The sequence below is a fragment of the Comamonas sp. MYb69 genome (assembly GCF_037479315.1).
GTDB lineage: Bacteria > Pseudomonadota > Gammaproteobacteria > Burkholderiales > Burkholderiaceae_C > Comamonas.
In genome coordinates this window covers 100206-123837 of the sequence record NZ_JBBGZG010000005.1, presented here as the reverse complement: position 1 = coordinate 123837, position 23632 = coordinate 100206, and the positions used below count along the sequence as shown (strand labels likewise).

Annotated in this window: 20 protein-coding genes and 1 pseudogene; 14 read left to right on the top strand and 7 right to left on the bottom strand. The window is 64.8% G+C overall.

Annotated features, from left to right (window positions below; genetic code table 11):
* Window positions 1-113: 113 nt before the first annotated feature.
* The 3 genes from WH303_RS08825 (at window position 114) to WH303_RS08815 (ending at window position 2802) form a co-directional block, all read left to right on the top strand.
* Window positions 114-2162, top strand: a complete 2049-nt coding sequence (locus tag WH303_RS08825; protein ID WP_339518016.1) for an ABC-F family ATP-binding cassette domain-containing protein — start codon at window positions 114-116, stop codon at window positions 2160-2162.
* 22 nt (window positions 2163-2184) lie between these two features.
* Window positions 2185-2499, top strand: a complete 315-nt coding sequence (locus WH303_RS08820; RefSeq protein ID WP_339518014.1) for a cupin — start codon at window positions 2185-2187, stop codon at window positions 2497-2499.
* A 78-nt stretch (window positions 2500-2577) separates the two neighbouring features.
* Window positions 2578-2802, top strand: coding sequence for a hypothetical protein (locus tag WH303_RS08815; protein WP_339518013.1), 225 nt, complete (start codon window positions 2578-2580; stop codon window positions 2800-2802).
* A gap of 45 nt (window positions 2803-2847) precedes the next feature.
* On the opposite strand, the gene WH303_RS08810 is transcribed toward WH303_RS08815, so the two are convergent.
* Window positions 2848-4590, bottom strand: a complete 1743-nt coding sequence (locus WH303_RS08810; protein ID WP_339518011.1) for a long-chain fatty acid--CoA ligase — start codon at window positions 4588-4590, stop codon at window positions 2848-2850.
* Between the two features lie 69 nt (window positions 4591-4659).
* Window positions 4660-5265: a hypothetical protein gene (locus tag WH303_RS08805; RefSeq protein WP_339518010.1), complete on the bottom strand. Its 606-nt coding sequence runs from the start codon at window positions 5263-5265 to the stop codon at window positions 4660-4662.
* Between the two features lie 243 nt (window positions 5266-5508).
* Between WH303_RS08805 and WH303_RS08800 the strand changes: the two genes are divergently transcribed.
* Genes WH303_RS08800 through WH303_RS08785 form a run of 4 tightly spaced genes read left to right on the top strand, consistent with a single transcriptional unit; the run spans window position 5509 to window position 8859 of the window.
* Entirely contained in the window at window positions 5509-6516 is a 1008-nt protein-coding gene (locus WH303_RS08800) for an ABC transporter substrate-binding protein (protein ID WP_021024934.1), read from the top strand.
* A 9-nt stretch (window positions 6517-6525) separates the two neighbouring features.
* Complete coding sequence (locus tag WH303_RS08795) at window positions 6526-7314, top strand: ABC transporter ATP-binding protein (protein ID WP_021024935.1); 789 nt, start codon at window positions 6526-6528, stop codon at window positions 7312-7314.
* Between the two features lie 2 nt (window positions 7315-7316).
* Window positions 7317-8159 (top strand): ABC transporter permease, encoded by an 843-nt coding sequence (locus tag WH303_RS08790; protein WP_339518008.1) that lies wholly within the window; start codon window positions 7317-7319, stop codon window positions 8157-8159.
* A gap of 34 nt (window positions 8160-8193) precedes the next feature.
* The gene (locus WH303_RS08785) at window positions 8194-8859 is read left to right on the top strand and encodes an isochorismatase family cysteine hydrolase (protein ID WP_021024937.1); all 666 of its coding nucleotides are present in this window, start codon (window positions 8194-8196) and stop codon (window positions 8857-8859) included.
* Between the two features lie 55 nt (window positions 8860-8914).
* Here WH303_RS08785 and hrpA read toward each other — a convergent pair whose 3' ends face one another.
* The 4 genes from hrpA to WH303_RS08765 all read right to left on the bottom strand — a co-directional run bounded on the left by hrpA (window position 8915) and on the right by WH303_RS08765 (window position 15554).
* Window positions 8915-12985 carry an ATP-dependent RNA helicase HrpA gene (gene hrpA / locus WH303_RS08780; protein WP_339518007.1) on the bottom strand — a complete coding sequence of 1357 codons (4071 nt, stop codon included), beginning with the start codon at window positions 12983-12985 and terminating at the stop codon, window positions 8915-8917.
* An 81-nt stretch (window positions 12986-13066) separates the two neighbouring features.
* Entirely contained in the window at window positions 13067-13825 is a 759-nt protein-coding gene (locus WH303_RS08775; RefSeq protein ID WP_339518006.1) for a glycine-rich domain-containing protein, read from the bottom strand.
* A gap of 48 nt (window positions 13826-13873) precedes the next feature.
* Window positions 13874-14479: a flavin reductase family protein gene (locus WH303_RS08770; protein ID WP_339518004.1), complete on the bottom strand. Its 606-nt coding sequence runs from the start codon at window positions 14477-14479 to the stop codon at window positions 13874-13876.
* A gap of 79 nt (window positions 14480-14558) precedes the next feature.
* Window positions 14559-15554 (bottom strand): tripartite tricarboxylate transporter substrate binding protein, encoded by a 996-nt coding sequence (locus WH303_RS08765; RefSeq protein ID WP_312987554.1) that lies wholly within the window; start codon window positions 15552-15554, stop codon window positions 14559-14561.
* A 264-nt stretch (window positions 15555-15818) separates the two neighbouring features.
* Between WH303_RS08765 and argA the strand changes: the two genes are divergently transcribed.
* Window positions 15819-17165: an amino-acid N-acetyltransferase gene (argA, locus tag WH303_RS08760; protein WP_021026037.1), complete on the top strand. Its 1347-nt coding sequence runs from the start codon at window positions 15819-15821 to the stop codon at window positions 17163-17165.
* Window positions 17166-17299: 134 nt separating this feature from the next.
* On the opposite strand, the gene bla is transcribed toward argA, so the two are convergent.
* Window positions 17300-18190, bottom strand: coding sequence for a class A beta-lactamase (bla, locus tag WH303_RS08755; RefSeq protein ID WP_445228267.1), 891 nt, complete (start codon window positions 18188-18190; stop codon window positions 17300-17302).
* 116 nt (window positions 18191-18306) lie between these two features.
* On the opposite strand from bla, the gene WH303_RS08750 reads away from it, so the two are divergent.
* From WH303_RS08750 to WH303_RS08725, 6 genes and pseudogenes are all read left to right on the top strand, one after another.
* Window positions 18307-19203 (top strand): LysR substrate-binding domain-containing protein, encoded by an 897-nt coding sequence (locus WH303_RS08750; RefSeq protein ID WP_312987552.1) that lies wholly within the window; start codon window positions 18307-18309, stop codon window positions 19201-19203.
* A 147-nt stretch (window positions 19204-19350) separates the two neighbouring features.
* The gene (locus WH303_RS08745; protein ID WP_339518002.1) at window positions 19351-19881 is read left to right on the top strand and encodes a DUF3617 domain-containing protein; all 531 of its coding nucleotides are present in this window, start codon (window positions 19351-19353) and stop codon (window positions 19879-19881) included.
* 123 nt (window positions 19882-20004) lie between these two features.
* Window positions 20005-20850 (top strand): annotated as a pseudogene (trhO, locus tag WH303_RS08740) (oxygen-dependent tRNA uridine(34) hydroxylase TrhO); the annotation flags it as partial.
* Window positions 20851-21171: 321 nt separating this feature from the next.
* On the top strand, window positions 21172-21819 hold the full coding sequence (locus tag WH303_RS08735) for a glutathione S-transferase (protein WP_339518216.1): 648 nt from the start codon (window positions 21172-21174) through the stop codon (window positions 21817-21819).
* A 100-nt stretch (window positions 21820-21919) separates the two neighbouring features.
* On the top strand, window positions 21920-22999 hold the full coding sequence (locus WH303_RS08730; protein ID WP_339518000.1) for an acyltransferase family protein: 1080 nt from the start codon (window positions 21920-21922) through the stop codon (window positions 22997-22999).
* The gene (locus tag WH303_RS08725) at window positions 22996-23511 is read left to right on the top strand and encodes a dihydrofolate reductase (protein ID WP_339517998.1); all 516 of its coding nucleotides are present in this window, start codon (window positions 22996-22998) and stop codon (window positions 23509-23511) included. The genes WH303_RS08730 and WH303_RS08725 overlap by 4 nt, the downstream gene beginning before the upstream one ends.
* The last annotated feature ends 121 nt before the right edge of the window (window positions 23512-23632 follow it).

The following is a 23632-nucleotide window of genomic DNA, read 5'->3' as shown; positions in this document are numbered from 1 at the left end:
TGCAGCAGGCGCCTGGGCGAACGCCAATGGCGCAAGCCGTGCGGCCAACCACTGCCCGCTATGCCCTGCATGGCCCTGGGCCAAGCCCAGGGCGGCGATAATCGAGGCCATTCATGATTACGCTGAAAAATATCACCCTGCGCCGCGGCACCAAAGTGCTGCTTGACGGCGTCACCACCACCATCAACCCGGGCGAATCGGTGGGCCTGGTCGGCCGCAATGGCGCTGGCAAGTCCACGCTGTTTGCGCTGCTCAACGGCTCGTTGACGGAAGACGGTGGCGATTTCCACATCCCCGCCCAGTGGCGCATGGGCCAGGTGGCCCAGCACATGCCCGAAACCGACGAATCGGCCACCCAGTTTGTGCTCGAGGGCGACACCCGCCTGGTCGAAGTACAGGCGCAGCTGGAAGCTGCCGAGGCATCCGGCGACGGCATGGCCCTGGCCCAGGCCTATGCGGACCTCGCCGATGCCGGCGCCCACGATGCCGTTCCCCGCGCGCAGGCGCTGATCCTGGGCCTGGGCTTCAAGGTGCAGGAGCTGGAACACCCGGTCAACAGCTTCTCGGGCGGTTGGCGCATGCGCCTGCAGCTGGCCCGCGCGCTGATGTGCCCCAGCGATCTGCTGCTGCTCGACGAACCGACCAACCACTTGGATCTGGACGCGCTGGTCTGGCTCGAAGCCTGGCTCAAACGTTACCCCGGCACCCTGATCACCATCAGCCATGACCGCGAATTTCTCGACGCGATCACCAATGTGACCCTGCAGATCCAGGGTGGGCAGCTGACCCGCTACGGCGGCAATTACAGCCGCTTCGAAGAGCTGCGTGCCCAGCAGCTGGAGCTGCAGCAAGCCAGCTTTGCCAAGCAGCAAGAGAAGATGGCGCATCTGCAGAAGTTCATTGACCGCTTCAAGGCCAAGGCCAGCAAAGCCAAACAGGCGCAAAGCCGGGTCAAGCAGCTCGACCGCATGGAGAAGATCGCGCCCGTGCTGGCCGAGGCCGAGTTCACCTTCGAATTCAAGGAACCGGCCAACCTGCCCAACCCGATGCTGGCGATCACCGACGCGGCCTTTGGCTATGAGGACGAAGACGGCAAGCAGACCACGATCTTGCAAGGCGTCAACCGCTCGGTGCTGGCAGGCCAGCGCATTGGTATTCTGGGCGCCAACGGCCAGGGTAAATCGACCCTGGTCAAGACCATTGCCCGCGAGATGAAGGCCCTGGCCGGCACCGTGACCGAGGGCAAGGGCCTCAATATCGGCTACTTTGCCCAGCAGGAGCTGGACGTGTTGCGCCCAAGCGAAAACCCGCTCGAGCACATGATCCGCCTGGCCAAGGAAATCGGCAGCGAAGGCAACAGCGCGCGCGAGCAGGACCTGCGCAACTTCCTGGGCACGTTCAACTTCAGCGGCGATATGGTCAAGCAGGCCGTGGGCAGCATGAGCGGTGGCGAAAAAGCCCGCCTGGTGCTGGCAATGATCGTTTGGCAGCGCCCCAACCTGCTGCTGCTCGATGAGCCAACCAACCACCTGGACCTGGCCACCCGCGAAGCGCTGGCGATGGCACTCAACGACTTTGACGGCACCGTCATGCTGGTCAGCCATGACCGCCATCTGCTGCGCGCCGTCTGCGAGGACTTCTGGATGGTCGGCCGTGGTCAGGTCGGCCCCTTCGATGGCGATCTGGACGACTACCAGCGCTACCTGCTGGACGAATCCAAGCGCCTGCGCGAAGAAGCGCGCCAGGCCGATATGCAATCGCGCAGCAAGGATGCAGCGCCTGCCCCTGTGGCCGCGCCCGTCGCGGCACCGGTTGCGGCACCCGCGCCAGCCCCTGCGCCTGCGCCCGCCAAGGCCGAGCCCGTGGGCGACCCCAAGGAAGCCCGCCGCCTGGCAGCGCTGGCCCGCCAGCAGCTGGCCGACAAGACCAAGCCCTTCAAAAAGGAGCTGGAACAGATCGACAAGAAGCTGCCCCAGCTCAACGCGCAGCGCGATGCGCTGGAGACCAAGCTCGCGACCCCGGGTCTGTCGGGTGCCGATATCGTCGAAGCCGGCAAGCAGCTGAGCGCCGTCAATGGCGAGATCGAGCAGCTCGAAGAGCGCTGGCTGGAGCTGTCCGAGCAGATCGAGGCCATCAGCCAGGAGTTGAACGCGACCGCTTAACGTGCCTTTGCACTGAGACACTATGCAACGCATCATCCGCAGCCAGGAATTCACCGCCGAGCGCCCCTGGGGCGCCCAGGACATTGCCCAGATGAACGGCACCAGCGTCCGTTTGCACTGGACGGACCAGCCCTATATCTGGCATGTCAACGACGGCGAGGAAGTTTTTGCGGTGATGCAGGGCCTGGTGGTGATGCACTGGCGCGAGGCGGGCGAAGAAAAGCAAGCCCTGCTGCAGGCCGGCGATATCTTCCACGCCGGCGTGGGCTGCGAGCATGTGGCCCACCCGCAGGGCGAGGCGCGGATTTTGGTGGTTGAAAAGGCCGGAAGCGTGTAGCCTGCACCCTACATCAGGCTGGGCCGAGACCGCTGCGCCCACCTACACTGGCTGGCTCACCACGAGCCTCAGAACGCCATGCATGAAGACCCACCCCGCGACAGCGCCGAGCGCAATGTTCGCCTCTTTTTTGGAATCTTGCTGGGCCTGTTTGTCGCGGGTGTCATCGGCTTTAAAACCTACCCAAGCTGGACGACTTGGGCCATCCTCTGCGTTGTCTGCCCGGTGGTTTGTGGCTGGCTAGCGGTGCAGTATGGCGACGGGTTTTGGTTCAAGATGCTGCGCCTCATGCGCTGGTGGTAGTGCATCCCTCCCCGCCTATGCGCCTGCAGGCATCCCACGGCACCTTTACTCCTTTTCCTGCAGCAAGCGCCACATCACCTTGCCGCTGCCACTCTTGGGCAACTGGTCTACCAGCTGCACCAGGCGCGGCGCCTTGTACACCGCCATGTGTTCGCGGCACCAGTCGATAATGTCCTGCGCGCTGACAAGGCCCTGCTGGCCTTGGCGCAACACCACCACCGCCTTGACGGTCTCGCCCCGGTATTCATCGCGGGCGGAGATCACGCAGGCCTCCAGGATGGCAGGATGGCGGTACATCAGGCTCTCGACCTCGGCGGGCCAGACCTTGTAGCCGCTGGCATTGATCATGCGTTTCAGGCGATCGGTCAGGAAGAAGTAGCCATCGGCATCGCGGTAACCCAGGTCACCGGTGCGGAAAAAGCGCTGCCCGCCCACCTCGACAAAACTGGCGGCCGTGGCAGCGGGCTGCTTCCAGTAGCCCTGCAGCACCTGCGGGCCCTGCACCACAATCTCACCCACCTCACCGTCGGCCAGGGGCTGCCAGGTTTCGGGGTCGATCACCAATGACTGCATGCCGATATGCGGCAGCCCCAGGCACTGCTGCTTGGGGTGCTCATAGGGATTGGCATGGGAGGCACCACAGGTCTCCGTCATGCCATAGCCCTCGATATAGTCCAGGCCCCAGACCTCCTTGACCCTTTGCGCCACCGACTGCGGCATCGCCGCGCCACCGCCACCCATGTAGACCAGGCTGCGGGTGTCCATCTGCGCCAGGTTCGGGCTGGCCAGCAGGTCCACCACCATGGTCGGGATATTGGCCCAGTGCGTCACCCGGTAGCGCGCCATCAGCGCGGCCGCCAGCTGCCGGTCCCAGCGCGGCATGATCACCAAGGTGGCTCCGGCGCAGATCAGCACATGCATGATCGACACCATGCCGGTGATATGGAACATCGGCGCCACGACCAGGTTCACGCTCTCTGTGCTTTGCCGGCCCCAGAGTACGCCCGCCATCGCCGCATGCTGCACATGGCTGTGCGCATGGATGCAGCCCTTGGGCAGGCCGGTGGTGCCGCTGGTGTAGGGCAGGATCGCCATATCGCTGGCCGCTACCTCGCCGGCGGGGGGCTCGGCACGGCACTCGACGGCATCGAGCCAGCGGCTGACCGTGGTGGCACCCAGCAGATCGGCACCCGGCAAAGGCTGCGCGCCCAGCAACCAAGGCTGCCAGGCAGGCGGAAAATCCGGCTGCGTAGCGGCATCGGCCGGCATGGTGTCCGACAGATGGCTGATAACCAGGTGCGCCAGCTGCTGCTCGGAAGGCAGGCTGCTGCTGGCCTGGCACAGCGCAGGGGCCAGATCGGCGGTGGTGATCGCTACGCGCGCATCGGCATCGCTGATGTAGTGGGCCAGCTCGGCGGCGGTATTCATCGGGTTGACCGGCACCACCACCGCATTGGCGCGCAGGATCGCGTAGTGCGCCAACACCAGCTGCGGGCAGTTTTGCATCAGCAGGATGACCCGGTCTCCCTTGCGCACGCCTTGCTGGTACAGATGGGCGGCCAGGCGCTCGGTCTGTTCGCACATCTGGCCATAGCTGATGGCCTGGTCAAAAAACACCAGTGCGGCATGGTCCGGATAGCGCCGGGCATTGACGGCCAGGTTGTCCCAGACCGAGGTGGCCGGCAAGGTCAGCTGCCGGGGCACACGCCCGGGCCAATGGGCGGATATCGGGGCAGATACCGGGACAGAGGTGGAAGTGGAGGCAGGCAGGTCTGCAGCAGCGGTCATGGCGGGTCCCGAACATTCAAAGCGAGTTGCGGTCCAGTATGCCCAGCGGCGCAGGCACCAGCCCGTCGCTTAGGGGACCGGCAAGCCCCGGTGTGACGCGCCCTGTTGTTGCACCCAGTGCAGCACCGCATGCCAGCGCTGGGCAGCGGCTGCCAGCCGCTCCCGCGCCGCACCGGGCCCGGCCTGGCGCCAGGCGATATCGGCCATCACCGCGTCTTGCCACATCTGCGCCTGCTGCTCGACCTGGGCCTGCTGGAACTGGGCCAGCAGCTCCGCCGGCGATGCACTGGGCGTATAGGCATAGGGGTTGATGCCATGGCGCCAAAAGCGCCATTGCAGGCCCAATGCCTGCCGGGTTACCGCCCTGCCCTGCAGCCGCTGCCAGTGGTGGAAGGCCTCGTGGGCCAGCCATCCTGCAACCAGCGGCTCAGCCAGCCGCAGGCACTGGCGCGGGTCTGACGCCGCAAAGCAGTGCGCCGGCATCGACACAAAGCCGCCGTTGAACGACAGCGCCCTGCGCGTATCGCCCAGCCGGCGCAGGTAGAGGCGCATGCGCGACCAGCCCGGGTGCTGCGGCTGGCCAAAATAGCGCGCCAGCAGCACCCATTCGTCGGCCGTCAGCGGCCGGGACCAAAACAGTGCGCGCCGCAGCCTGGGGGCCCATCGCGCAGCCATGCGCCGCGGCATCAAGGCCGGCTCCCAAAGCCGCCGCCATCGGCCCTCACCACACCTCGCCCTACACCCAATCCCGGACTCCAGTCCTGATGGTTAACACCGATCCTCGGCATGCACGATAAATTGGATACTGAATACATAACAAGACATTGATCCGAAAATTTCAGCATTTATTTCGGCATTGTTCTTGCATGAAGCTGTTTTTATTCATCTGTCGCTATTTTCTGTATACAAGGAGTGGGTATGAAGAACATGTTTCGCCGCCGTACGGCCCTTATTGCCTCCCTGCTGGCGGCGCTGCTGCCGCTGTCCCATGCCCAGGCGCAGACAGCGCACAAGATCCGTTACGAGGAGGTCGTGCGCTCGGTGCTCTATGTTCCCATGTATGTGGGCATCCAGAAGGGGATGTTCAAGGACGCGGGCATCGAGATGAGCATGAAAACCTCGCAGGGCACCGACAAGGGCATGGCCGCCCTGCTCTCGGGCAGCGCCGATATTGTGCTGATTGGCCCCGAGGCCTCGATCTATGTCGCCAACAGCGAATCGCCGGTCAAACCCATTGTGTTTGCCGGACTGACTGCCACCGACGGTTTCTTGCTGATGGGCCGCAAACCCGATGCCAATTTTGACTGGAGCAAGCTCAAGGGCAGCAAGATCATGTCCTTCCGCCCGGGCTCCAACCCCGATATCTTTCTGGAGGCGGCCTTGCGCAAAAAGGGGCTCGATCCGAAAAAAGACCTCACGCTGGTCAGCAATATCGGCCCGGCCGCGCGCACCGGCGCCTGGCTGGCCGGGCAAAACGACTACGCCACCTTTCTGGAGCCCGAGGCCAGCAGCTTGGAAAAACAAGGCAAGGCCTTCCCGCTGGGCGCGGTGGGCAAGGAAGTGGGCATGGTCGACTACACCGTGTTCACCACCACCGATGCCTACCTGAAGAAAAACCGTGCTGCCGTGCAGGCCTGGACCCAGGCGGTGGCGAAAGCCCAGCAGTACACCGCTGCTGCACCGGCGGGCGAGCTGGCCGATCTGGTGGGCAGCTATTTCACGGGTCTGAGCAAGGCCGAGCTGGTCAGCGCCATTGAGCGCTACCAGCAGCTGCAGCTGTGGAAGAAGACGCCGATGGTCGAGAAGCAGGCGATGGACCAGCTGCAGGACATGCTGGTGCAAGGCGGTGTGCTGGAGGCCGGCAAAAAGGTCGACTACGCCCGCTTTGTCGACATGGGCCTGGTGCAGAGCCTGGCGCAAAAATAAGGAGCTGCGATGACCCACCCCTACCGCGTCCATGTCGACAACGTCTCCTTGCGCTATTTCACACCCCAGGGCGAGACCCAAGCGCTGCAGAACATCAACCTCTCGGTCAAGGCAGGCGAATTCATCAGCCTGATTGGCCAGTCGGGCTGCGGCAAGAGCACCTTGCTGTCGATCCTGGCAGGCATTTTGCCGCCGTCCAGCGGCACGGTGCTGGTCGATGGCCAGACCATCGTCGGACCCAACCCGCGCATCGGCTACATGCTGCAGCAGGACTACCTGTTCGAGTGGCGCACCATTTTGGAAAACACCCTGCTGGGCGCCCAGATCCAGAACAAGGACCTGGCGGCCGCCGAAAAGCGCGCCACGCAGCTGCTGCACAAATGCGGCATGGGCGACTACCTGCACCACTACCCGCGCCAGCTCTCGGGCGGCATGCGCCAGCGCGTAGCCTTGGCCCGCACCCTGGTCACCAACCCGGATGTGGTGCTGCTCGACGAGCCCTTCTCGGCGCTCGACTCGCAAACCCGCCTGTCGATTGCCGATGAGGTGGTCGATGTGCTGCGCGACGAAGGCAAGTCGGTGATCCTGGTCACGCACGACATCGGCGAGGCCATTGCAATGACCGACCGCGTCATCGTGCTCTCGCGCCGGCCCGGCCGCATCAAATCGGTGCACCACATGGACTTCCCCTCGCAGGGCGGCAAACGGCCCACGCCTTTTGAGGCCCGAGGCTGCCCTGAATTCAACGATTACTTCAATGTGCTGTGGGACGAGATCGACGCCCACGTGGAAGGCTAAGCATGAGCACCGTCATGAACACCACCAACACGGCGGCCCCGGCCCAAGCCGACACCCGCAGCCCCGAATACCGCCAGTGGCTGGCCCAGATCCAGCGCCGCAAGCGCCTGGTGGCACTGAGCCGCGCAGGGCTCTTGCTGGCATTCCTGTTGATTTGGGAACTGCTCGCGCGCAGCCACATCCTCAACCCCATGCTCACCAGCTACCCGTCTGCCGTGCTGCCCACCCTGGTCGATCTGGCCCGCAACGGCGACCTGCTGGGCCACACCTGGATCACCTTCAAGGCCACGGTGATCGGCTTTGTCGTCAGCATGCTGCTGGGCATCGGCATGGCTGCCCTGCTGTGGTGGAGCAGCTTTTTGAAAAAGGTGCTCGATCCTTTCCTCGTGATCGCCAATGCCATGCCCAAGATTGCCTTTGTGCCGATCTTCTACATCTGGCTGGGCTCGGAATACTCGGTCTACGGCATGGCGGTGGCCATCTCGCTGTTCATCACCATCATGGTGGTCTACGAAGGCTTTCAGGCCATCGACCCCAACAAGATCAAGCTGGCCACCACCTTGGGCGCCAGCAAGGCCCAGGTGATGAAGTATGTGGTCTTCCCCGGCAGCGTGCCCGCGGTGATTGCCGCGATCAAGATGAACATTGGCCTGTCCTTGATCGGCGTCATCGTCGGCGAGTTCCAGTCCTCGAGCGCCGGCCTGGGCTTTTTGATCGTCAACGGCAGCCAGGTGTTCAAGCTCAATGTGGTGATGGCGTCCATCGTCGTGCTGGCCTTGCTGTCGGCCGTGATGTACATGGCCGTCACCCGCCTGGAAAAAAGCGTGCAGCACCGCTACGCCTGAGCCCTTTGAAACCCACACCAGAAAAGATAGCCCCATGCAGTTTGAGCCTTGGATTGAAGAGCGCGTGCTGGCCCGCCAGGGGGTGCTCCACCCCTATGACCAGTTGGACGCCGCGGCCACCGCCTTTGTCGTCGTGGACTTGCAAAACTACTACACCCAGCCCGGCTACCAGGGCGAATGCGCGCCAGCGCGCGCGATCTTTGCCAAGGTCAACCAGCTGGCAGCCGCGCTGCGCGCCAAGGGCGGCACCGTGGTGTGGATCAAGACCAGCGCCGATGGCGCCGACCAGTTCTGGTCGCACCACCACCGCCATATGCTCACGCCCGAGCGCAGCGCGCGCCGGCTGCTGGAGCTGGGCAGCGGCCACGCCGGCTTTGCGATGCCGCCCGCGCTCGATGTACAGCCTGGCGACCTCACTGTCGTCAAGCGCTGCTACAGCGCGCTGGCCCCCGGCGCCTCCGATCTCGACGCCGTCCTCAAGGCGCAGGGCGTGCGCACCGTCTTGATCGGCGGCACCGTCACCAATGTCTGCTGCGAATCCACCGCGCGCGACGCGATGATGCTGGACTACGCCACCATCATGGTCGACGACGCGCTGGCCGCCGTCACGCCCTATGAGCATGTCCACAGCCTCAACAACTGGATGCTGTTCTTTGGCGATGTGCTGACGGTGGACGAGGTGGTGGAACGCCTGGTTTGACAAAGAAAAGCCGGCCATGTTGCGCAAGGCAGCATGGCCGGTTATCCCTAAGTCCTTACTGCTGCAACTGCTGCCAGACCTTGTCCAGCCGCTTGCTGCTGACCGGGTATGGCGTGCGCAGCTCCTGGGCAAAAAAGCTCACCCGCAGCTCTTCGAGCATCCAGCGGTACTCCTGCATGCGCGCATCCACCTGGCCCTTGCGCTCTGCCACCAGGCGCCAATAGCGCTGCTCCAATGGCTGCAGCTCCTTGAGCTTGGCGGCATCGCGGGCAGGGTCGGCCCGGTACTTATCGAGGCGCGCGGTGATCGCCTTCAGGTAACGGGCATAGTGTCCCAGCTGGGCCCAGGGCGCAATCGCGATAAAGTTCTTGGGCACCAGCTTTTGCAGCTGCTGCTGGGCATCGGCCGTGGCCTCAGGCGCGTTCTTGGTGTCCTTGATCTTGCGCACCGCCGCCATGTACTCCTGCAAAACGCCAGCGGCCATGCGCGCGACCTCGTTGGCGATCAGGGTCAGGCGCCCGCGCCCCTCCTGCACCCGCTGCTTGAACTGCTCAGCGTCCGCCGGCAGCGGCTCTTGCAAAAAGGCGCGGTCAATCGCCACATTGATGATCTGCTCGCGCAGCTCTTCCTGCGTGCCCAGCGGCATATAGCCCACCGCCATCTTCTGCAGATCGGGAATGTTCTTTTCCAGGTACTTGAGCGCATCGCGGATCTGCAGCGCAAAGAGGCGCCGCAGGCCCAGCGCATGGCGGTTGGCTGCCACCTCGGGCTCGTCAAACACCTCGATGCCGACGCCGTTGCCGTGGTCGATCAGCGCCGGGAAACCAATCAGCGTCTGGTTGCCCTTCTTGATCTCCATGAGCTCGGGCAAGGCGCCAAAGCCCCAATCGGTCCAGAGCTTGTCGGCCGCATGCACGGGCCCCTGGGCCTTGCTGTGCACCGCAGCGCTGGCTGCAGGCGCCGCCTTGCCACCCTGCTTGGCAGGGGCGGCAGGCGCTTGCGCTTGCGCCGGCGCTGCAGCACCATCGGCCTGCGGCGCGATCTTGAGCTCGGCCAACGCCTGGAAGGCGCCACGGGCCTTGGCGCCCCACTGGGCCTTCAGGGCGCCCAGGTTGCGGCCCTGGCCCAGCTGGCGGCCATGCTCGTCGCTGATGCGGAAGTTCATGAACAGATGGGGGCTGAGCATGTCAAGCTTGAAGTCCGCCCGCTTGATGTCCAGCGAGGTCTCGTCGCGTGCCTGCTTGAGCAGCACCTCGACCAGGCTGCCCGCACCAAAGCGCTCGGCACTGCCCAGCAGCTCGGCCAGGCGCTGGGCGTTTTCAGCCAGTGGCACAAAGCGGCTGCGCGGGCGCTGTGGCAGGCTTTTGAGCAAGGCCTGGATCTTGTCCTTGAGCATGCCCGGCACCAGCCATTCAGCGCGTTCCTCGCTCACCTGGTTGAGCACAAAGAGCGGCACCGTCACGGTCACGCCGTCACGCGGGTCACCGGGTTGGTGCAGGTAGCTGGCCGTGCAATCGACCCCGCCCATCTTGATGGTCTTGGGGAAGGCCGCCGTCGTGATGCCGGCGGCCTCATGGCGCATCAGCTCGTCGCGCGAGAGGCGCAGCAGATCGGGGTTGCGCGCGCTCTCGTCCTTGACCCAGCGCTCGAGCGCCCGGCCGGTGCAGATATCCTGCGGAATCTGCTGGTCGTAGAACGCATAGATCAGCGCATCGTCCACCAGCACATCCTGGCGGCGGCTCTTGTGCTCCAGCTCCTCGACCTTGGCAATCAGCTTCTGGTTGGCCTGCAAGAACGGCAGGCGCGTCTCCCAGTCGCCCTCAACCAGCGCCTGGCGGATAAAGATATCGCGCGCGCCTTGCGGGTCGATCTTGCCGTAGCTGATGCGGCGCTGGCTGTAGACCACGAGGCCATACAGGGTAGCGCGCTCATAGGCGGCCACCTCGCCCTGCTTTTTCTCCCAGTGCGGATCCAGCAACTGCTTGCGCAGCAGATGCGCGCCCACCTGCTCGAGCCACTGGGGCTCGATGGCGGCAATGCCGCGCCCGTAGAGGCGCGAGGTCTCGACCAGCTCGGCCGCCACAATCCAGCGGCCGGGTTTTTTGGACAGGTGCGCACCGGGGTGCGGGTGGAAGCGGATGCCCCGCGCGCCCAGGTAGCCATCGCCCTCCTCGGTCTTGAAGCCGATATTGCCCAAGAGGCCCGAGAGCATCGACAGATGCACGGCCTCATAGCCAGCGGCCTCCTCATTCATCGGCCAGCGCTGCTCCTTGACCACCGTCAGCAACTGCGAATGGATGTCACGCCACTCGCGCACGCGACGGATATTGATGAAGTTCTGGCGCAGCAGCTGCTCCCACTGGCGGTTGCTGAGCTTGTGGCTGGCCTCGTCGGCCACTACGCTGTCTTGCGGCGTGAAAGCGGCCAGCGGCGCGGCGGACTCCACCGATGCAGCCGCACCCGTGCTGCGCTGGGCCACCGGCAAAAAGGCGGCATTGCGCCCTATCGCCTGGCCCTTGGCCGGGGCTGCTTGCTGGGCCATGTCCTTGCGGCTCTTGGCCACCACCTTGCCGCCACGCGCATCCTGCAGCCATTTCCACAGGCGCAGGTAGCCGCTGAACTCGCTTTTTTCGTCGTCAAACTTGGCATGCTGCTGGTCGGCCTGCTGCTGCGCTTCCAATGGGCGGTCGCGCACATCCTGCACGCTCAGCGCCGAGGCAATCACCAGCACCTCGGCCAGCGCGCCGCGCTCGCGCGCTTCGACAATCATGCGCGCCACGCGCGGGTCCAGCGGCAGGCGCGACAAGGCCTGGCCCATCGGCAGCAGCTCGCCTTGTTCATCGACCGCGCCCAGCTCGGCGAGCAGTTGGTAGCCGTCGGCAATGGCGCGGCCCGACGGTGCTTCGAGAAACGGAAAATTCACCACATCGCCCAGGCGCAAGGCCTTCATGCGCAGGATGACGCCGGCCAAGGACGAGCGCAGAATTTCCGGATCGGTGAAGGGGCTGCGCGACTGGAAATCGGCCTCGTCATAGAGACGTATGCAGATACCGTTGGCCACGCGCCCGCACCGGCCGGCGCGCTGGTTGGCCGCCGCCTGGCTGACGGGCTCGACCAGCAGCTGCTCGACCTTGCTGCGGAAGGAATAGCGCTTGACCCGGGCCGTGCCGGCATCGATCACATAGCGGATGCCGGGCACGGTGAGCGAGGTCTCGGCCACATTGGTGGCCAGCACGATGCGCCGGCCGGTATGGCCTTCAAAGATGCGGTCCTGCTCGGCCTGCGACAGGCGCGAGAAGAGCGGCAGCACCTCGGCATTGCGCAGCACCGGTGAGTGCTGCAGGTGCTTGCGCAGATGGTCGGCGGCCTCGCGAATCTCGCGCTCGCCAGGCAGAAATATCAGAATGTCGCCGCCAGCCCCACCGGTCCACAACTCGTCGACGCCATCGGCAATCGCATCGTTGAGGTCGTAGTCCTTGGCATCTTCAAAGGGCCGGTAGCGCATCTCCACCGGGAAGGTGCGGCCCGAGACCATGATCACCGGCGCCGGGCCTTGCGGGCCGGCAAAGTGCTTGGCAAAGCGGTCGGCATCGATGGTGGCCGAGGTCACCACCACTTTCAGATCCGGGCGCTTGGGCAGGAGCTGGCGCAGATAGCCCAGCAAAAAGTCGATATTGAGGCTGCGCTCATGGGCCTCGTCGATGATCAAGGTGTCGTATTGCTTGAGCAGCGGATCGGTCTGGGTCTCGGCCAGCAAGATACCGTCGGTCATCAGCTTGACCGAGGCGTCCTTGGACAAACGGTCCTGAAAACGCACCTTGTAGCCCACCACATCGCCCAGCGGCGTCTGCAGCTCTTCGGCAATGCGCTTGGCCACGCTGCTGGCCGCAATCCGGCGGGGCTGCGTGTGGCCGATCAAATGGCCGCGCACCTCGCCCTTGTCATTGGGGGTGGCATTGACCTTGCCGCGGCCCAGGGCCAGTGCAATCTTGGGCAGCTGGGTGGTTTTGCCCGATCCGGTCTCGCCGCAGACGATGATGACCTGGTGGCGGTCCATGGCCTCCATGATTTCATCACGGCGGGCGGAAACTGGCAGGGATTCGGGAAACGTAATCTTGAGCGACATAGGGGCAGCATTATCCCCGCAGCAAGCCCCCACAGGTTGCGAAGCCGCAACAACGCCTTGGGCCCACGCAGGCTTTGCCGCTCAATCGCTGCTGCCGCCCCCGCAGCTGCTTCCGCCACAACTGCTGCCGCTGCAGCTGGACGCGCCGCCCTCGCTGTCCGCACTGGTGCTGCTGCTCACCATATCGGCGCTATCGCCTGCGCTGCTGTCGCCACGGTGGCTGCCGCTGTCGCTGCTGGCGCTAGCACTGTTATCAGCACTGCTGCCCGCCGCCCCGGCGCCGAGCGCTGCAGCAAATGCGCTGGCCCATTGGCCCAGCAACTGCGGCGGGTACAGCCAGCCATCGTCAATCGCGGCAGCGGCATCGAGCGCAAACAACAGCGGTATGCCGCCCAGCAGTGCGCCCACCATATAGCGCCGGGTGTGCATCGCCGCATTCCAGCTCGGCTGCATCGCTGCTGCCTGGCTCTGTGATGGCCCAGCGCTGGCGGCCTGCGCGGGCAGGTGGTGAAACATATGGCCAAAGGCCTGCTGGCAAAACTGCTGGTAGCGCCGCGTATCCAGAATAAAGGCATGCCAGAGCATATCGGCCAGGCGTGAGGGCATCTGCAGCTGCGCGCGGGGAGCGAGCCAGTGCATGATAAAAAACTGGCGCAGCGCCTCTTCGGCCTGCGCCAGGCTCGCGTCATTCAGATGCGGGTAGTCACGCCAGAGCGCCTTGCGGTAGGCGGCATCCAAGCGGTATTGCTGCAAAAAGCGCAGCTGGCGGCGTTTGCGCAGGGTGCGCCAACCCAGCAGGGCCAGGCCGACCGCAAGTATGGCCAGGAAGATCGGAAACATCAGGCCGACCCAGCGCCAAAGCTGGCGCGGATGCAGCCAGGTGCGCGATCAAGCCTTAGGCGCGGGCACATCGATGGCCTCGCCAATCGCATAGAAATGGCCGCCTGCCACATAGTGCAAAGTGCGCAGGTCTTGCGGCGCAGTCTCGAAATGCCAGTGGCCCTCCCGGAACACCCGGTCATCGGCCCAGGCGCCGGTGACCTCGCCAATGAACAGGTCATAGCTGTGCTGGTTGTGCGGCTCGGGCAGCAGGCGGCATTCCAGCCAGGCGGCGCAGCCAGCGACCAAGGGCGTTTGCTGACCGGGGGCATCAAACAGCTGCACGCCCGACTGGGCGAGCTTGCCCGGCTGCTGCAGCGCGCTGATCGTGCCCAGCTCTACCGTCAAGGCGGCGATGGGCACGGTGGGCAGCTGCAGCGCAAAGCGGCCGCTGGCCTCGACCAGCGCGCGGGTGCGCGTGGCCTTGTCCAGCACCACGGTCACCTTGGGCGGTGTGAAGTCCAGCGCGCAGGCCCAGGCGGCGGCCATCACATTGCGCTCGCCGCCATGGGTGGCGGACACGAGCACCGTGGGGCCGTGGTTGAGCAGGCGGTAGGCTTTTTCCAGCGCCACCGGTTGGAAATGGGGGTCGGCGCTGCCAGAGATCAGGTCCATAGAGGGGGTCTGCAAGTACAAGATCCCTCCATTGTGCATGCCTGCACCACCGAGCGCATCAAGCCGCGCAGCCTCCCGCTCAATCGATGCGGATCTGCGCGGCCTTGACCACCCGCGCCCATTTGTCGATCTCCGACTGCAGGCGCTGCGCCATCTCCTCGGGCGTGCCGGGGTCGGCCTCGGCGCCCGCCACATAGAGGCGCTGGCGCACTTCCTGGGCGCGCATCACCTGGTTGAAATCGGCATTGACCTTGGCAACGATCTCCTTGGGCGTGCCCGCCGGCGCAAACAGCGCCGCCCAGGAATAGGCCTCATAGCCAGGCAATCCCTGCTCGGCAATGGTGGGCACCTCGGGCATCAGCGCCGAGCGCTTGGGGCTGGCAACGCCCAGCACGCGGACCTTGCCGCTCTTGATATGGCCGATGGCGGTGGGCGCGTCGCTGAACATCATGGCCACCTGGCCGCCCAGCACATCGGTCATCGCCGGGGCACTGCCCTTGTAGGGAATGTGCAAGAGCTTGGTGCCGGCATGCATGTTGAACAGCTCCCCGGCCAGGTGCGTGCCACCGCCATTGCCCGACGAGGCAAAGGCCAGGTTGCTGCCCGGCTTTTTGGCCAGCGCGATCAGCTCCTGCACATTCTTGGCAGGCACGCTGGGGTTGACCACCAGGAACACCGGGAACATGGCCGCAAAGCTCACCGGCACAAAGTCCTTCTGGATGTCATAGCTCAGCTTGGGATGCAGCGAGGGGTTGACCGAATGGTGGATTGCGCCGACAAACAGGCTGTAGCCGTCGGCCGGTTGGCGCGACGCCATCTCCGCGCCAATGATGCCGCCGCCGCCAGCACGGTTGTCGATAAACGTGCCCTGGCCCCAGAGCTGGCCCAGCGGCGGCACAAAAGCCCGCGCCGTCGTATCAACCGGGCCGCCGGGCGGGAAGGGAACGATGAATTTCACCTGCTTGCTGGGGTAGTCGGCCGCATGCGCAGCCCCCGCATGCAGCAAAGGCAGGCCGGCGGCCAGGGGCGCTGCGCCCAGCGCCAGCAGCTGGCGGCGGTTGATGGTGGTGGTCATGCTTGTCTCCAGGCTATTTTTTGCAAAACCGCCATCATCGGCCCGGCGCGCCGGTTTGCCCACACCTGCGCCGTTTGTGATTGCGAAACCTCCACTTCGCGCCAGCCAAAATGGACAGCGCAGCACTGATGGATTTTTCCCATGGCGCTGAGGTCAAATCTGCAGCCAACTGCATGCAGGCGCGCGATGTTTGTATAACAATAGCGGCAGCCGCAAACCGCCGATCTGGCGTGCTTCTAGGAAATACCCCCACACCCCACCCCCATGTCCGCTGTATTCAATTTCACCTTTGTGCCCTGGTTCCGCTCGGTGGCGCCTTATATCCATAAGTTTCGCAACCAGACTTTTGTAGTGGGCGTGACAGGTGAGGCGATTGCAGCGGGCAAGCTGCAATCGATTGCCCAGGATCTGGCCTTGATCCAGGCGCTGGGTGTCAAGATCGTGCTGGTCCATGGTTTTAGGCCCCAGGTCAATGAGCAGCTGGCGGCCAAGGGCCATGCGCCGCGTTACTCGCATGGCATCCGGGTGACCGATTCGGTGGCGCTCGACTGCGCCCAGGAGGCCGCGGGCCAGCTGCGCTTCGAGATTGAAGCGGCCTTCAGCCAGGGCCTGCCCAATACCCCGATGGCCGGCGCCACGGTGCGCGTGATCTCGGGCAACTTCGTCACCGCGCGCCCGGTCGGCATTGTCGATGGCGTCGATTTCATGCATTCGGGCCTGGTGCGCAAGGTCGATGTTGGCGGCATCCACCGCACCCTGGACATGGGCGCGATGGTACTGGTCTCGCCGTTTGGCTTCTCGCCCACGGGCGAGGCCTTCAACCTCAGCATGGAAGAAGTGGCCACGCGCGTGGCCATTGAGCTCAAAGCCGACAAGCTGATGTTTCTCACCGAAGTGGCCGGCATCCGCCTGAACCCGCTCGAGCCCGAAGGAGAAGACAACCCGGTCGACACCGAGCTGCCGCTGGATGTGGCGCAAAAGCTGCTTGCCCAGTTGCCGCCCGCCACCTTGCCCACCGATGTCGGTTTTTACCTGCAGCATTGCGTCAAGGCCTGCAAGGAAGGCGTGGAGCGCAGCCACATCCTGCCCTTTGCGACCGACGGCGCGCTGCTGCTGGAAGTCTATGTGCACGATGGCATCGGCACCATGGTGATTGACGAGCGCCTCGAAGAGCTGCGCGAGGCCAAGCCCGATGATGTCGGCGGCATTTTGCAGCTGATCGAGCCTTTCGAGAAGGATGGCACCCTGGTCAAGCGCAGCCGCACCGAGATCGAGCGCGATATCTCCGCCTACACCATCATCGAGCACGATGGCGTGATCTTCGGCTGCGCGGCCCTCTACCCCTACCCGGAAGCGGGCACTGCCGAGATGGCTGCTGTGACCGTATCGCCGCAAAGCCAGGGCACGGGTGACGGCGAAAAGCTGCTCAAGCGCATCGAGCAACGCGCCCGCGCCACGGGCCTCAAGAGCATTTTTGTGCTCACCACCCGCACGATGCACTGGTTCCTCAAGCGCGGCTTCCAGCCGGTGGATCCGGACTGGCTGCCCGAGCAGCGCAAGGCCAAGTACAACTGGAGCCGCAAGAGCCAGGTGCTGGTCAAGTACCTGTGATCGCCTGGCGCTAACGCGCCAAGGGGCCCTGCCTGCGCCGGCAGCGCCCTTGACCCAAACTGCCCCTGACAAGGGGCAGTTCTGTTTGAAGCGGGGCGATCAGCGTCCGATCCATCCCTCCTTTCAATCCCCAGTTAGCCCCAGAGCTTCACCAGCTCGGCGGCCACCCGGGCCAGTGCCGCATCGCGCGCCTTGGGCTCGGCCTTGCATTCAGTCAAGTAGCTGGTCACCAGAATCGGCGTCGCAGCACCGGGCGCCCACAGCAGGCCAATGTCGTTGCGGGTGCCCGGTCCCGAGCCGGTCTTGTCCGCCACCTTCCAGCCCGGGGCACCTGCACGCAGGCAGTGGTCGCCCGTCGTATTGGCTTGCATCCAGCCGACGAGTCTTTCGCGGTGGGCGGCGCTCAGGGCCTTGCCCAGGGTCAGCGCGCGCATGCTGCTCAGCATCGCCAGCGGGCTGGTCGTATCGCGCACATCGCCGGGTTTGGATTCGCTCATCGCAGGCTCGATGCGGTCCAGCCGCGTGGTCGGGTCACCCAAGCTGCGCATATAGGCGGTAAAACTGGCCGGGCCACCCACGCGCTCCAGCAGCAGGTTCGCAGCGCCGTTGTCGCTGATCGTCATGATGGCGTCGCACAGCGCCTCAACCGTCATCGGGGCCCTGCCGGCAAATTTCTCGGTCACCGGCGAATGCTCGACCAGCACCGAGCGGTCAAACGTCAGCATGGCATCCAGCCGGTCCTGGCCGGCATCCACTCGCGAGAGCACCTGGGCGGCCAGCAGCATCTTGAAGGTGCTGCACATCGCAAAGCGCTCATTCTGGCGCCAGCCCAGCGCCGCGCCGGTCACGGTGTTCAGCGCCGACACGCCCAGGCGCCCGCCCACTGCGCGCTCGAGGGCCTGCATGGCCTGGGCAAACTGGCGCTCTGCCGCCTTGTCTGCCGATGGCGCAGCGGCCCAGGCGCGTGCGGAGGTGGCGACCAGGCTGGCAGCACCCATAGTCAAGAAAAACTTTCTTCTGTACATGGCTTTCAATCCTTAAAATTCGTTGTTATCCGGTGGACAGGCGTAAATTTACCGAGATCCCGCGCGCTTGACCAACGATGAAAACCAAGAAAACCCACAAGAAAAACTTATAGCTTATGCACCTGCCTTTGAATGCCCTGCGCGCCTTCGATGCCGCAGCACGCCACCTCAATCTGACGCGGGCGGCGCTGGAGCTGCATGTGACCCAGGCCGCCATCAGCCAGCACATTCGCCAGCTCGAAGACCAGCTGGGCAAACCGCTGTTTCGCCGCCTGCCGCGTGGCCTGGCGTTGACCGATGAAGGCATGGCCCTGGTGCCGGCGGTGGCCCAGGCCTTTGGCAGCCTGTCGCGCGCCTTGGCCCAGGTGCAGGACAGGCGGCCGCACGAGGTGCTGTCGGTCGGCGTCGTGGGCACGTTTGCGGTGGGCTGGTTGCTGCCCCGGCTGCGCGCCTTTCAGGAGGCCCATGCCTTTGTCGACCTGCGCCTGTTCACCCACAACAACCGGGTGGACCTGGCGGGCGAAGGCTGGGACTGCGCGATCCGCTTTGGCGATGGCGCCTGGCATGGCACGGCGGCCCGGCAGTTGCTGCAGGCGCCGCTCACGCCCATGTGCGCCCCCGCGATTGCCGCACGCCTGCAGCAGCCGGCCGACCTGGCGCGCGAGACCTTGCTGCGCACCTACCGCGCAGGCGAGTGGGAGCAGTGGTTCGCCCAGAACAAGCTCGCCTGCCCCAGCCTGCGCGGCACCGTGTTCGATTCATCGCTCACGCTGGCCGAAGCGGCAGCGCAGGGCCTGGGCGTCGCGCTGCTGCCATTGCGCCTGTTTTCCCGGGACCTGCAGGCAGGCCGCCTGGTCGCGCCGCTCGCGCAGACCTTGGACACCGGCAGCTACTGGCTCACGCAGCTGAAATCGCGCAGCCCCACGTTGGCGATGCAGACCTTCGAGCGCTGGCTGCTCGCGCAATGCGGGCAGGAGCAGCCCCCCGATACGCGCGCTGCAGCGCTGCCCTAGCACGCCGCCGGGTGCTCTCCTACACGCGGCCCGGCCCTTGTCAGACAATGCGCGGGCAGCGCGCCGCCTAGGATATAAAGTAACGACGCGTTCTTGTACAAAAACACGCTGCAGCGATGCGGCATGACAACCACCGAGAGGACATCCATGCTTTCTACCCGTTACCTCGCCTCCCTGTCCGCCGTGGCCGCAGCCTTGCTGGCCGCCGGTTGCGCCACCACCGGCGACATCGAAGACCTGCCCCGCCCCAAGTCGGGCCACTGGCAGATCAGCTCCACGGACCAGGAAGGCCGGACCGTCCAGTTCCAGGACTGCATGGACAAGGACACCTTCTACAAGACCCGTGAGCTGCAAAAGGCCAAGTACGATGTGCAGCAATGCAAGACCGCGAGCCTGAAGGACAGCAATGGCTGGCAATTCACCTCCAACTGCAAGGTCGGCCAGACCGAGCAGCGCATCGAGAGCAGCCGCAAGATCACCGGCGACTTCCAGCACAACTTCCATGTGCTGTCGGTCACCAAGCAGCAGATGCCCGATGGCAGCACGGTAGAGACCACCCGCAATATCAAGGGCGAGTACCTGGGTGCCTGCCCCGCGGGCATCAACCCCGGTGACCGCGTCTTTGAAGGCGGCGGCAAGATCAACTTCTACGACATCACGGGCCTGAGCCCCAAGTGATCAGGAAGCGGTAAGCCCGCAAGCGCCGCAAACACCGCCCGGCCCTGCCGGGCTTTTTTACGCCTGCACGCTGGGCCATTTTGCTGATCCAGGTCTAGAAATGGGCGATTCAGATACAGTACGATGTTCAGCCGTTGGACTGCGGCCCGCCCGCCATGGGGATGCCTGCGCAGGCCACCCTGCCGGTGCCAGCCCCATGGGGCCACCCCAAGTTGGTGGATCGAAGGGCCCTCCTCCAGTCCACCTGGCTTTTCCTATGCACTACCCCGAAAAATACGGCCTGCGGGCGCGCATTTTTCGCAGATTTTCTCCATGTCCCAGCAATACCTTACCGCCGCGCTTTACCAGTTCATCGATCTGCCGGAGTTTGCCCAGTGGCAGCAGCCCTTGCAGGCGCTGTGTGACCAGCACCAGGTCAAGGGCCTGCTGCTGCTCGCCCATGAAGGTATCAACGGCACGATTGCCGGTTTACCCAGCGATGTGCATGCGGTGCTGGACTGGCTCAAGCGCGACCCGCGCCTGACCCATCTGGTGCACAAGGAGGCCTATGCCGACAGCAACCCCTTCTACCGCATGCGCGTGCGCCTCAAGCAGGAGATTGTGACCCTGGGCGTGCCCGAACTGAATCCAGCGCGCAATGCCGGCCAGTATGTGAAGCCCGAGGACTGGAATGCGCTGATCAGCCAGCCCGACGTGGTGCTGGTCGACACCCGCAATGACTACGAAGTGGGCATTGGCAGTTTTGAGGGCGCGGTCAACCCGCACACCAAGAGCTTTACCGAGTTTCCGCAATGGGTGGCTGAGCAGTCCCAGCCCGGCGGCGCGCTGCATGGTAAGCAAAAGGTGGCGATGTTCTGCACCGGAGGCATCCGCTGCGAAAAATCCACCGCCTACATGAAGACCCAGGGTTTTGAGGATGTGTACCACCTCGAAGGCGGCATCCTCAAGTACCTGGAGACGGTGGCCGAGGACGAGTCGATGTGGTGGGGCGACTGCTTTGTGTTTGACGAGCGCGTCTCGGTCGGCCACGGCCTGGTGCGCGGCCCGCACCAGCTGTGCCGCAGCTGCCGCATGCCGCTGGGCGCAGCCGAGCTGGCCCATGCCCACTATGTGCGCGGCGTCAGCTGCCCCTACTGCCACGGCAGCCGCAGCCCTGAGCAACTGCAGTCGCTGGCCGAGCGCCAGCGGCAGATGGACTTGGCGCAGGAGCGCGGTGACACCCATCTGGGCCACACCCAGGCCAGCTCGCAGCAATCGCGCCAGCAAAAGATCGCCGCGCAGCAAGAAGCCTTGCAAGGCCTGCCGGTGCTGTACTCGTTCCGCCGCTGCCCCTATGCGATGCGGGCCCGCCTGGCGCTGGCCTATGCCGGCATCGCCTGCCAGTTGCGCGAGGTCGTCCTCAAGGACAAGCCCCAGGCGCTGCTGGATGCATCGCCCAAGGCCACCGTGCCGGTGCTGGTGCTCGCCGATGGCACGGTGCTCGAAGAGAGCCTGGAGATCATGCTCTGGGCGCTGCGCCAGAACGACCCCGATCAGTGGCTCAGCCCCACCGCCGGCAGCCTGGGCGAGATGCAGGCGCTGATCGCCCGCCATGACAGCGAATTCAAACCGGCGCTGGACCGCTGCAAATACCCCAGCCGCTACCCGCAAGCAGACGCCGCTGCCGCAGCGGCCACTGCCCAGGCCTTTTTGGATGCACTGAACCAGCAGCTGGCTGCGACCGGCTACCTGTTTGGCCGCGACCCAAGCCTGGCCGACATGGCCATCCGCCCCTTTGTGCGCCAGTTTGCCGGCATCGATGAGGCTGCATGGCAGAATCACCCCTGGCCCCATCTGCAAGCCTGGCTGCTGCGTCTGACCGATTCAGCACTGTTCGAGCAGGTGATGGAAAAATACCCTGCCTGGCACCCGGACGAAGCGGGCGTGCTGTTCCGCTGAGCGGACACCGCCCCTGCCGGCACGCAAGTGACAAGCACTACCCCCCAGCGCCCGCTGCAGCGCTTGCCCGGCATTGACCGCCTGCGCCCACCACCGTGCCATGATCCAGTCCATCCAGATTCTGCGTTTTGCTGCCGCCCTGTGGGTGGCGCTCTACCATGCGCGGACCTATAGCTTCTTCCCCGAGCTTCCTGGCTGGCTGCGCGCCATTGCCGAAGGCGGCTTTGTCGGTGTCGATATCTTCTTTGTGATCAGCGGCGTCATCATGGCGCTGGCCACCAGCAACACACCCACCGGCCTGCGTCCTTCCGCCCAGTTTGTGGCCACCCGTTTTTCCCGCATCTACACCGGCTGGTGGCCGGCGATGCTGCTGTACGTCGTTGGATTGCAGGCGCTGGGCGCCATGCCGCCGGATGTGAACCTGCTGTCGTCGGCGCTGCTCTACCCGGCCAATTTCAGCCTGCACATCAATGCGGTGACCTGGACCCTGGTCTTTGAGCTGTATTTCTACCTGCTCATTGGCGCCAGCCTGCTCTTGCCCAAGCCCTGGCGCGACCGGGCCCTCGCTGCCTGGGGCCTGACCATGGTGGTGCTGGTGCTGTACTACGCGGCCACCGGCCGCTACCGGCCGGACATGTTTGCGCAGACCACACCACTCATCTGGTTCTATGCCGCGCCCCTGGTGCTGGAATTCTTTGCCGGCTACTTCATGTACCGCTTTTTGCAGCGCTACCCGCAGCAGCGCTGGTACGCCTGGCTGCTGGCCAGTGCACTGCTGGGCGCCACAGCGGTGTACTACAGCCACACCGCCACTTTGTATGCGCCTGGCATCGTCGGTTTTTACCACTGGGCGGACCGCGCGCTGCTGGTGGGCAGCGCCACCACCGCCCTGGTGGCGGCAGCCTTGCTGCTGCCAATGCCCCAGCACCGGGCATGGCAGCTGCTCGCCAAGCTCGGCGACTATTCATTTGCAATCTATTTGCTGCATCTGCTGGTGTTCCAGCTCGTGCAACGCGCCATCACATCGATGGCGCTCGACATTCCCCACCGCTCGCTCAGCCTGCTGCTGGTGCTGGCGGCCTTGGTCGCGCTGTCGGCCCTGTACTACCACGCGATCGAACACCCCATTTACCAGGCCTGCCGGCGCGCCATTGCGCGCTGGGCGGCCCGCACGCCATGACCCCAGCCCGTATCCATCTGATCTTTGCCCGCGCCCGCAATGGCGTCATCGGCCGCGACAACCAACTGCCCTGGCACCTGCCCGAGGACATGGCCTTTTTCAAGCAAAAGACGGCGGGAGGCACCGTCGTCATGGGCCGCAAGACATGGGATTCGCTGCCGCCGCGCTTTCGCCCGCTGCCAGGCCGCGACAATGTGGTCGTCACGCGCCAAAGCGGCTGGCAGCCCAGCCCCGTCAGCGAACGCGTCCATGTCGCCGCTGATCTAGAGCAGGCCCTCAGCACGGCCCAGGCGCTGGGCCAGCCCGTCTGGGTGATTGGCGGGGCGCAGATCTATGCCCAGTCGCTGGCCCTGGCCGACGAAGTCTGGGTGACCGAGATCGACCAGGACTTTGACGGCGATGCCCATGCGCCGGTGCTCGGCGACCAGTGGCAAGAGGCCTCGCGTGAGCGCCACACCAGCAGCAACGGCCTGCCCTTTGCGTTTGTCTGCTACCAGCGCCAGCCCGCCTGAGCGCGCCGCTCACCGATGGCACCACGCTGGTGCGGCGCAGCAAATTCATGCAAAATGGATTTCATCGAATAGCAATCTGTGGTGCGCCGGGCCCCAAGCACCGGGCGCTGCAACAAGACGG

What these genes read in the sequence shown, in the direction of transcription:
- WH303_RS08825 (WP_339518016.1), top strand. Translation starts at nt 114, where the DNA reads ATGATTACGCTGAAAAATATCACCCTGCGCCGCGGCACCAAAGTGCTG.
- WH303_RS08820 (WP_339518014.1), top strand. Translation starts at nt 2,185, where the DNA reads ATGCAACGCATCATCCGCAGCCAGGAATTCACCGCCGAGCGCCCCTGG.
- WH303_RS08815 (WP_339518013.1), top strand. Translation starts at nt 2,578, where the DNA reads ATGCATGAAGACCCACCCCGCGACAGCGCCGAGCGCAATGTTCGCCTC.
- WH303_RS08810 (WP_339518011.1), bottom strand. Translation starts at nt 4,590, where the DNA reads ATGACCGCTGCTGCAGACCTGCCTGCCTCCACTTCCACCTCTGTCCCG.
- WH303_RS08805 (WP_339518010.1), bottom strand. Translation starts at nt 5,265, where the DNA reads ATGGCTGCGCGATGGGCCCCCAGGCTGCGGCGCGCACTGTTTTGGTCC.
- WH303_RS08800 (WP_021024934.1), top strand. Translation starts at nt 5,509, where the DNA reads ATGAAGAACATGTTTCGCCGCCGTACGGCCCTTATTGCCTCCCTGCTG.
- WH303_RS08795 (WP_021024935.1), top strand. Translation starts at nt 6,526, where the DNA reads ATGACCCACCCCTACCGCGTCCATGTCGACAACGTCTCCTTGCGCTAT.
- WH303_RS08790 (WP_339518008.1), top strand. Translation starts at nt 7,317, where the DNA reads ATGAGCACCGTCATGAACACCACCAACACGGCGGCCCCGGCCCAAGCC.
- WH303_RS08785 (WP_021024937.1), top strand. Translation starts at nt 8,194, where the DNA reads ATGCAGTTTGAGCCTTGGATTGAAGAGCGCGTGCTGGCCCGCCAGGGG.
- hrpA (WP_339518007.1), bottom strand. Translation starts at nt 12,985, where the DNA reads ATGTCGCTCAAGATTACGTTTCCCGAATCCCTGCCAGTTTCCGCCCGC.
- WH303_RS08775 (WP_339518006.1), bottom strand. Translation starts at nt 13,825, where the DNA reads ATGTTTCCGATCTTCCTGGCCATACTTGCGGTCGGCCTGGCCCTGCTG.
- WH303_RS08770 (WP_339518004.1), bottom strand. Translation starts at nt 14,479, where the DNA reads ATGGACCTGATCTCTGGCAGCGCCGACCCCCATTTCCAACCGGTGGCG.
- WH303_RS08765 (WP_312987554.1), bottom strand. Translation starts at nt 15,554, where the DNA reads ATGACCACCACCATCAACCGCCGCCAGCTGCTGGCGCTGGGCGCAGCG.
- argA (WP_021026037.1), top strand. Translation starts at nt 15,819, where the DNA reads ATGTCCGCTGTATTCAATTTCACCTTTGTGCCCTGGTTCCGCTCGGTG.
- bla (WP_445228267.1), bottom strand. Translation starts at nt 18,190, where the DNA reads ATGTACAGAAGAAAGTTTTTCTTGACTATGGGTGCTGCCAGCCTGGTC.
- WH303_RS08750 (WP_312987552.1), top strand. Translation starts at nt 18,307, where the DNA reads ATGCACCTGCCTTTGAATGCCCTGCGCGCCTTCGATGCCGCAGCACGC.
- WH303_RS08745 (WP_339518002.1), top strand. Translation starts at nt 19,351, where the DNA reads ATGCTTTCTACCCGTTACCTCGCCTCCCTGTCCGCCGTGGCCGCAGCC.
- WH303_RS08730 (WP_339518000.1), top strand. Translation starts at nt 21,920, where the DNA reads ATGATCCAGTCCATCCAGATTCTGCGTTTTGCTGCCGCCCTGTGGGTG.
- WH303_RS08725 (WP_339517998.1), top strand. Translation starts at nt 22,996, where the DNA reads ATGACCCCAGCCCGTATCCATCTGATCTTTGCCCGCGCCCGCAATGGC.